At 57.5% G+C, this 8,249-nt stretch carries 6 protein-coding genes and 2 pseudogenes; 2 read left to right on the top strand and 6 right to left on the bottom strand.

The window, feature by feature from the left end; all coding sequences use genetic code 11:
* From VGC62_RS23215 to vioA, 4 genes and pseudogenes are all read right to left on the bottom strand, one after another.
* Nucleotides 1–1,131 (bottom strand): annotated as a pseudogene (locus tag VGC62_RS23215) (hypothetical protein); the annotation flags it as partial.
* A gap of 97 nt (nt 1,132–1,228) precedes the next feature.
* Entirely contained in the window at nt 1,229–2,227 is a 999-nt protein-coding gene (locus tag VGC62_RS23210) for a hypothetical protein (RefSeq protein WP_331189418.1), read from the bottom strand.
* Nucleotides 2,220–2,906, bottom strand: a complete 687-nt coding sequence (locus tag VGC62_RS23205) for a WbqC family protein (protein ID WP_331189417.1) — start codon at nt 2,904–2,906, stop codon at nt 2,220–2,222. The genes VGC62_RS23210 and VGC62_RS23205 overlap by 8 nt, the downstream gene beginning before the upstream one ends.
* 100 nt (nt 2,907–3,006) lie before the next feature.
* Nucleotides 3,007–4,125, bottom strand: coding sequence for a dTDP-4-amino-4,6-dideoxy-D-glucose aminotransferase VioA (vioA, locus tag VGC62_RS23200; protein WP_331189416.1), 1,119 nt, complete (start codon nt 4,123–4,125; stop codon nt 3,007–3,009).
* 385 nt (nt 4,126–4,510) lie between these two features.
* Here vioA and VGC62_RS23195 point away from each other — a divergent pair, with 385 nt between their 5' ends.
* Nucleotides 4,511–5,752: a glutamine synthetase family protein gene (locus VGC62_RS23195; protein WP_331189419.1), complete on the top strand. Its 1,242-nt coding sequence runs from the start codon at nt 4,511–4,513 to the stop codon at nt 5,750–5,752.
* Between the two features lie 48 nt (nt 5,753–5,800).
* Nucleotides 5,801–7,237 (top strand): MFS transporter, encoded by a 1,437-nt coding sequence (locus VGC62_RS23190; RefSeq protein ID WP_331189415.1) that lies wholly within the window; start codon nt 5,801–5,803, stop codon nt 7,235–7,237.
* An 88-nt stretch (nt 7,238–7,325) separates the two neighbouring features.
* Here the strand turns inward: VGC62_RS23190 and VGC62_RS23185 are convergent, their stop codons facing one another.
* Nucleotides 7,326–8,072, bottom strand: coding sequence for a flagellar brake protein (locus VGC62_RS23185; protein WP_331189414.1), 747 nt, complete (start codon nt 8,070–8,072; stop codon nt 7,326–7,328).
* Nucleotides 8,073–8,154: 82 nt separating this feature from the next.
* Nucleotides 8,155–8,249, bottom strand: a pseudogene (locus tag VGC62_RS23180) (flagellar protein FlgN); the annotation flags it as partial.

The raw sequence follows: 8,249 nt of genomic DNA, 5'->3' as shown, positions 1-8,249 counted from the left end.
GACGATGAACCAGTCTGCATCGCTGTCTTGGATCGTATCGTTCAGGCGCTTGGCCAGATCGTGGGTGTGATTTTCCCATTGGGTGCCAAAGGACAGATCCGCCGGATACGGTGAGGCGCTGTAAACGATTTGTGTCAGGCGATTTTGGGTCTGGGCCTGCCACAGGTCGACGCTTGCCAGCGTAGTGCTGAGGGCCTGAGGTTGTCCTTTTGGGTCCAGCACGATGACCAGAACGCCAGGGTGTTGGTCCAGACTTGCCTGATGTTGCGAGACCAGCCGGGCTTGGGCAGGTGACAGGACACGTTGTTTCATCCAGTCCTGGATTGACGGTTGCAGGGTCTGCTGAAAATTGGCAGCGGCTTCTTGGGTAAGCTCGATGAATTGCTCGAATTGACCCCAGAACGCGACTTCCATTTCCAGCCAGACTTCCCGGACCTTCCAGACGCTGGCACGTGCCCGCTCCCATCCACCGGGCTCGTGATAAAGCGCCGCGCCCGAATCGCCGATGTAGCTGGTGAAAGGCAGCGACTGGATGTGATCGCCCTCGAAGTAAATGACCGGGCAGCCGCAAAGCATGGCTTCGGTGCAGATGGTCGACACCTCGAAAGAATACAGAACGTGCGCACGCTTAAAGATCTCGGCCAGTTCAGCCAGGGTTTTTGCGTTCTTGAAGGTGAGTAGCTCGATATCGTCAGGCAGTAGGCTGAAGTCAATTTTTTCGATCGGATAACGGTGCAGGTACAGATAGCTTTGTTTGCGTTCGACAGGTTCCGTTGGGGGACAAAACAGCTGTGAATCGATAATTGGCAGGGTCAGCATGTTGCCTTCCGAGCTGCTGTCCCGGAAGTCTTCGGCATAGTAAAAAAACAGGTCGGAGTCAGCGGCCGCCACGTCTCGGCCACTGAGGAAGCCTTCACGATTGAGAATGTAGCGAACCACGACGGAGCTGGCCAACGGGTTGCCGTCGATGACCTCGGGGTACACCGTGATGGGTACCCGACCCGCCTGCTTGTGTTGTGCCCTGATGGCATTGGTCAGAAACGGGGTGCGCAGTTGCGGGTTGACGACATCGCACAACGCTACATACGCCTCATGCCCAGCGATATTCAGGGCGTGGCAAAGGTAATGCATCACGCAAATTCCGGAGGATGTTTCCCGGTAATCTGGGGCATATATGTAGTAAGGATTCGCTGTTTTTTGATGCAGACGATGGCGAGTCATGCTTGTCTCACTGGTCGGATTCGGTCGGGTGATGCCCGAAGTACTTAAGGATGACAGCGGCCAGCCTGTTGATGTCTTGCTGGCCATAACGTTGATCGATGGGCAGCGGCAGCAGTCGCTCACTCAACTGTTTTTCCAGTGCCGGTGTTGTTTGGCTGTCGATCAACTCGCGCCAGTAGCTCGGCACGTAAATTCGATTGGCCAGCAACCGATGGCGCAGCGCTTGAGCGGCGTCGGCCGACTCAAGCAGCAGCGGATAGCACAAGGCGGGTATTGGCACCGGCGGCCAGGCACTGAAGTGGTTAATGGCGTGAAGTGCGCCATGCAGTTGCCTCAGGTTCTCGATGCGCCGGGTTTTGATGTCGGTGTAATCAATGCTGTCGAGCAGGCGTACGGTGCTCGCGGACATGCCTTTGAGGCCTTCGAGTCCCAACGCTTCTTCGGTTCTCTGAAACGCCGAATAATGCGCTTCCGGTCCGTCGATCAGGCGGCCGATCAGAGCATCCAGTCGATGCGACGAGGTGCCTGGCGATGGCCGCTCAACGTTGGTTGGGCCGTTGACCAGCCAGCCGCCGTCTGGCACTCCGACGAATTTGCGCGGCGAATACAGGGTGGCAATGCCGGTGACAGGCAAGGAAAACAGCGCTTGCGCATTGTCAACGATCAGCTTGTCGCGATAGCGCAAAGCCAATGTGTTTTGGATATAAGCGCGCTTGAGGCCGAAATAATCGACGTACAGCAGTTGTTCGTTGAATTGCACCTCGGGTGGCTCAGGCAGTTCCAGGGCGTCGTTCAAGCCATAGCGGGTCACTTCGACGTCCACTGCGTTGGCCGCGTCTGTCATGACCGAGCAAATGAAATGCGGCAGGAACACACGACGGGTTTTGCGCGCCAGCAAAACTGCCTGGAACGCCGACCGCGCCGAGTTGAACGCGCCCGCGCCAGGGTACGGATGGTTGCCACGGTTGAGCTCCATCTCGAAATAGCCGCCGATGGCCTCATCCATGCAAGATTTCTCCCTGTCGGACCCAGCCGCAGACCGTATTCAGATCGTTGAACATAAAGGCGTCGAGGATCGAAAGCGCGGGCACGAAGGGGTGGTTGTGCTGTGCGTAGCTCGGCAACACAGGCCTCAACAGTTGCAGCGCATAACCGGCTTGTGCGAAGCCATCGGCATCGTACAGATCACCGCCCGCCACGGGGTTCAAGTAGCACGTGCCGCCGACTGACTGGATGACTTCGATGACTCGCTCCTGGGCTTTTGCATGGCTTTGAGGCGCCCATTCGCTGGCCCGAACGATGGGGGTGTTCAGCTTGAGCAGGCTGCAACAGGACCGAAGTGCCAGCTCGTTGAACTCAGCGATGTTCTGCGCGGGCAATTTCAGCAGGGCTTCAAGCCACGTCAGGGTTTGCTCGACATAGGGCGCCTTGCGGTAGGCGAACGCCAGTTTGTTGATCAATGGTTCGATCTGGAAATGCGGCGAAATGCGTTTTTCCAGGATGGCCTGGGTATGGCTTCCTTTGGCAAGCGGCACGCCGAACCATTTGGGTTCGCCGTCGAGCAGATAACGATTACGTTCTATCCAGCCGTTCTTGATGAACTGCACATTGTCGTAGATCAAGAAGCAATCGCAGGCAGCTATCAGTTGGAAGTAGCCCAGATACGGCAGAAAGTAAGGCTGCATGAGCGCAACCCGTCCTTGCGGCAGTAACGTCTTGTCAGAGGGGCGAAGCCTTTGGACCGTGCGCAGCGCTTGAAGGTCGTGATCTGTCACAAACACGACCTCAGCCCTCACGCGCGCTGAGCAGGATGTCGATGATTCGGTCCTGACTCTCGAACGACAGGTCCGGGAAGATCGGCAGGCACAATACTTGGCTTGAGATCGAATGCGCATGGGGCAGTCTTGAGGCGTTCGAACTCGCCAGGCTGCGATACATCGGGAACTCAGTGATCAGCGGATAGAAGTAGCGCCGCACCATGATGTCCTGGGCGCGATAGCGGTTATACATTTCGTCGCGGTTGACGCCCAGGCGTGAGCCATCGATGAGGATCGGACAGTAGGCGTAGTTCCACTCAACACCCTTCGGTTGACCCAACAGCGTGATGCCGTCGATTCCGGCCAACGCCGATGTATAGCGTTCGAAGATGCGCTTGCGTAGTTGCAGCGCCGAATCGATATGTCGTAGCTGCAGCATGCCGAAGGCCGCTTGAATCTCGTTCATCTTGCCGTTGATGCCGGGTGCCATGATCGTGACTTCGTCGGCGAATCCGAAGTTTTTCAGGTAATTGATGCGCTGTTTGATCTTCGTGTCCGGACAGATGATTGCGCCGCCTTCGAAGGTGTTGAAGACCTTGGTTGCATGGAAACTGAGGATCGACAGGTCGCCATGGTTAAGAATGCTAGTGCCGTTGTGCTTGACGCCGAATGCGTGGGCGGCGTCGTAGATAACCTTCAGGCCGTAGGTGTCGGCGATGGTCTGAATGGCTTCGACATCGCAGGGGATACCATAGCAATGGACCGGTAAAATCGCTGTGGTCGCTGGGGTGATTGCCTCTTCGATACGACGCGGATCAAGGTTGTTGGTCAGGGGGTCGATGTCGACAAACACAGGCTTTAAGTTGTTCCACAGCAATGAGTGGGCGGTGGCAACGAATGAGTAGGGCGTGGTGATGACCTCGCCGGTGATCCGCAACGCCTGTAGCGCAGTAACCAGCGCCAGCGTGCCGTTGGAAAACAGGCAGACATGCTCGACACCCAGGTACTCGGCCAATGCCGCTTCGAGTTGCTCGTGAAACGGCCCACCGTTGGTCAGGCGCTTGCTGTTCCAGATTTCCTCCAGGTACGGGATGAACTCTTCCAGCGGAGGAAGCAACGGACTCGTGACGGGGATCGGATTCCACATGGACGACACGGCTCATGAAGGCATTGAAAATAGGGGGTTCGCGGGTTCCGGGCGTCGCGTGAAGACTGCGTGACGTCCATCGACTGCCACGAAAATGGCGTTTCAATTGATGTTCAAACTTAGGTAGCAAAAAGTCGGCCAATTCGTATCAGGATGATTACGATGAGCTGTCAGCCTGCCTGTGAGGCCGATATGGTTAACTTGCTTGATATTCCGAACGCCTGATGCTTATTTTGTACGCCTCGCCGGTGAACGGCATGCTAAACGATAAAGGATTTGATTCATGAGCAGCGGTGGCCACACTTCACTCGCGCAGCGCTTGATGGGCATTGATGAAATTGAATGCGTCACACCTGATCTCAACGGTGTGCCGCGCGGCAAGGTTATGACCGCCGAGGGTTTTCTCGAAGGTCGGCGCTTGCAACTGGCGCGTGGCGTGCTGCTGCAATGCATCATGGGCGGTTATCCACCGGCCAGATTTTATGGCAGCGATGACGGCGATCTGGCGCTGGTCGCCGACCCGGCGCAGATCCATCGTCTGCCGTGGAGCGCCGAGCCTCGGGCGCTGGCGATCTGCGATGCGGACGAGCTGGAAGGGGGGAGCTCCAACCTTTCCACACGCGCCCAACTGAAGAAAGTGATTGCCCGTTATGCCGAGCGCGGACTGTCCCCGGTGGTGGCGACCGAGCTTGAATTTTTTGTATTCGCGCCCAACACCGACCCCACGCAGCCGTTCAAGCCGCCGGTGGGTTTGGACGGGCGTCGCGAGGAGGGCCACAGCGCCTTTAGCGTCAGTTCCAACAATGGGCTGCGACCGTTCTTCAGCGAAGTGTATAAATGCATGGCCGCGCTGGGATTGCCGCGCGACACGTTCATGCACGAAATGGGCATTAGCCAGTTCGAAATCAATCTGCTGCACGGCGACCCGCTGCTGCTCGCCGATCAGACGTTCCTGTTCAAGCACTTGCTCAAGGAGGTCGCGCTCAAGCACGGCCTGACGGTGGTGTGCATGGCCAAGCCCCTGGCGCACACGCCGGGCAGCTCGATGCATATTCATCAGAGCGTGGTCGATGCCACATCCGGGCAAAATGTTTTCAGCGATGCCAACGGCGAACCCACGGCTACGTTTCGTCATTTTATCGGCGGTCAGCAGGCGGCAATGGCGGACTTCACCGCATTGTTTGCGCCGAACGTCAATTCCTACCAGCGCCTGTGTCATCCCTTCGCATCACCGAACAACGCCTGCTGGTCGCACGACAACCGCGCAGCCGGTTTGCGCATTCCGGCCAGTGCGCCTGTCGCCAGACGGGTTGAAAATCGTCTGCCGGGCGCGGATGCCAATCCGTATCTGGCCATTGCAGCTAGTCTTGCAGCCGGTCTGTATGGCATCGAGCACACGCTGGAGCCGTCGGAGCATATTCAGGGTGAGTTCGTGGTGCCGGATAATTTGTCGCTGCCATGTACCTTGCATGCAGCCCTGGAGCGTCTGAAACGCAGTCAATTGGCCAAGGAACTGTTCGGTTCTGAGTTCATCGAAGGCTACGTCGCATCGAAGACCCTGGAACTGACCAGCTTCTTCGATGAAATTACTCCCTGGGAGCGTCGCGTTCTGGCGGCTCAGGCTTAAGAACCGTCGTTCGCCCTTTCTTGATGAGAGGGCGATATTGGAACGTTAATGCGCCAAATCTGGAAATCCTTTCGAGCGCTGTATTTTGCCTCGCTGATGATGTTGATCGGCTCGGGCTTGTTAAGTACTTACCTTGCCTTGCGTCTGGCTGCCGATCAGGTCGATGGCCTGTGGATCGGTGCGCTGATGGCGGCCAACTATATCGGCCTGGCCCTTGGCGGCAAGATCGGACACCGGCTGATCGGTCGGATCGGGCACATCCGTGCTTATGCGACCTGCGCCGGTATTGTCGGCGCGGCGGTGTTGGGGCATGGCTTGATCGATTACCTGCCGGCGTGGATCTTCCTGCGGATGATTGTCGGTTTGGGCATGATGTGCCAGTACATGGTGATCGAGAGTTGGCTCAATGAGCAGGCTTCGCCGAATCAACGCGGCATGGTATTTAGCGCCTACATGATTGCCTCCTATCTGGGGCTGGTGTTGGGTCAGCTGATTTTGGTTATCCATCCGCAACTGGGTCCGGAGCTACTGATGCTGGTAGCGATGTGCTTTACGTTGTGCCTGGTGCCGGTCGCCATGACCCGCAGCATTCACCCGGCGCCGATGCGTCCCGCACCATTGGAGCCATTGTTCTTCATGCGTCGGGTTCCGCAGTCACTCACCACGGTGTTGAGCTCGGGAATGATCATTGGCTCGTTCTACGGCCTCGCACCGCTGTACGCCGCCCAGCAGGGTATGAGTACCGAGAACGTCGGTATATTCATGGGTTGCTGCATCAGTGCGGGGCTGTTGGTGCAATGGCCGCTTGGCTGGCTGTCGGATCGCTATGACCGGGCCTGGCTGATTCGTGGCGTAGCCGGGCTGTTGGTGGTGGCGTCGCTGCCGCTGGCGATTCTGCCTGACGTGCCGATAGAGGTCCTGTTCGTCATGGGCTTTTTGGCGTCGCTGCTGCAATTCTCGCTGTATCCGCTGGCGGTTGCGTTCTCCAATGACCATGTGGAGGGCGAGCGGCGCGTCTCACTGACCGCCATGCTGTTGATGACTTACGGCGTGGGTGCCAGTATCGGGCCGCTGGCGTCGGGGGTATTGATGAAGATGTTTGGCAGCAACATGCTTTACGCGTTCGTCTGCTTCACTGCCTTGATCCTCACCTTGAGAATCCGTCCGAAGGCTGTGACCAACCTGCACCAGGTTGAAGACGCACCGCTGCAGCACGTCGCCATGCCGGACAGCATGTCCAGCTCGCCATTGGTGGTTGCGCTCGACCCGCGGGTCAATGAACAAGTGGTTCAGGATCAGATGCAGACTGCGGTTGAACCTGTGCCAGAAGCACCTGCACCGACAACTGCGCCGACAGAGCAGGCGCCGAGCACGGAGTACAGCGCGCCAGGCACCTGTGAGGACGCCAGTACCGAACCGCAAGTCGCGCGGCCAAACCCCACCCACGATGCCTCTCACGATGTGGGTGTGGACAGACCGTTATAGTGCAAACGCTCGGGTAATCGCATTCGCGAGGGGATTGATTTTATTTTTCACGTTTTTTGAAAAATCAATCTGTCCTCTCAGCATGCAGTCAGTAGTCGTCGTCTTTGTCGAAGCGACGAGCTTCGCGCTGGAGCTGATAGACGAAACGCTCAACCTGACGCTGCACCAGGCCACTCATGTTGTGGAAACGCACGCCGGCAAAGGTGATGTTGACGCGCTCTTCGAAGTGCAGATATCGCAGTTCGACCGGCGCCGTCATGCTGCCAAACGGCAACGCAGCGACGAAGCGCTCGTACACCTGACCTAACTGCATGCGCTCAGAAAGGTCGCCTTCAAAGCGCAGCTTGCAACCGGTCGCGGAGATGTCCAGCAACTTGCCTTTGAGCGGTGACTTGAGCTTGTCTCCACCAATCTCGACATCCACCAGGGACGCCAGCTTCAATGCCGCTCGAAACGCATTGCGGCGTTGGTGGTAAACCACTTCTTCAGGCAGGGGGCCGCGATAGCAGCGGTGTTGCGGATCATCGATGACGCTCATGCGCGCCTTGACTTCCCAGGCGATGCGCACACCGTCGTGGAAGCCTTCGATCCTGAACGGTTCGCCTGCGGCCAGAAAACGCTCACCGTCACGCGGGATCATTTCATCCAGGGCGATTTCATTGGCGTCGCGGTTGACGTCGATGATGTAGCTCTGGAAACGTTGGCTGCGCTCATGAAAAGTGATGATCAGCGGATCATGACTTTCCAACAGCAGACGCAAGTTGGCGGCAATTTCCAAAGGCGTGGTCAGTACCTTCGGGGGCTGCGGAACATCGTCCGCGCTTGAGGCATTCACGGGTAATCCATCTCCAGGCAAAATACGACAGCGTGAGGCTTGCGGCATTTTGCCAGCATGCTTCACGTCTTGATACAGGAACTTACACCTGGCTAAGCGGACGTGGCCGTGCTTTTCCGGAGGTCGACCCGCGACTGTCATACAACGTTGGTGTGTCGCCGCCGTTCAGTATGGAAA

The organism is Pseudomonas sp., assembly GCF_036404235.1.
GTDB lineage: Bacteria > Pseudomonadota > Gammaproteobacteria > Pseudomonadales > Pseudomonadaceae > Aquipseudomonas.
Note: the sequence above shows the minus strand (reverse complement) of the source record. Positions and strands in the feature narration are given on the sequence as shown.

What these genes read in the sequence shown, in the direction of transcription:
- VGC62_RS23190 (WP_331189415.1), top strand. Translation starts at nt 5,801, where the DNA reads ATGCGCCAAATCTGGAAATCCTTTCGAGCGCTGTATTTTGCCTCGCTG.
- VGC62_RS23195 (WP_331189419.1), top strand. Translation starts at nt 4,511, where the DNA reads ATGACCGCCGAGGGTTTTCTCGAAGGTCGGCGCTTGCAACTGGCGCGT.
- VGC62_RS23210 (WP_331189418.1), bottom strand. Translation starts at nt 2,227, where the DNA reads ATGGATGAGGCCATCGGCGGCTATTTCGAGATGGAGCTCAACCGTGGC.
- vioA (WP_331189416.1), bottom strand. Translation starts at nt 4,125, where the DNA reads ATGTGGAATCCGATCCCCGTCACGAGTCCGTTGCTTCCTCCGCTGGAA.
- VGC62_RS23205 (WP_331189417.1), bottom strand. Translation starts at nt 2,906, where the DNA reads ATGCAGCCTTACTTTCTGCCGTATCTGGGCTACTTCCAACTGATAGCT.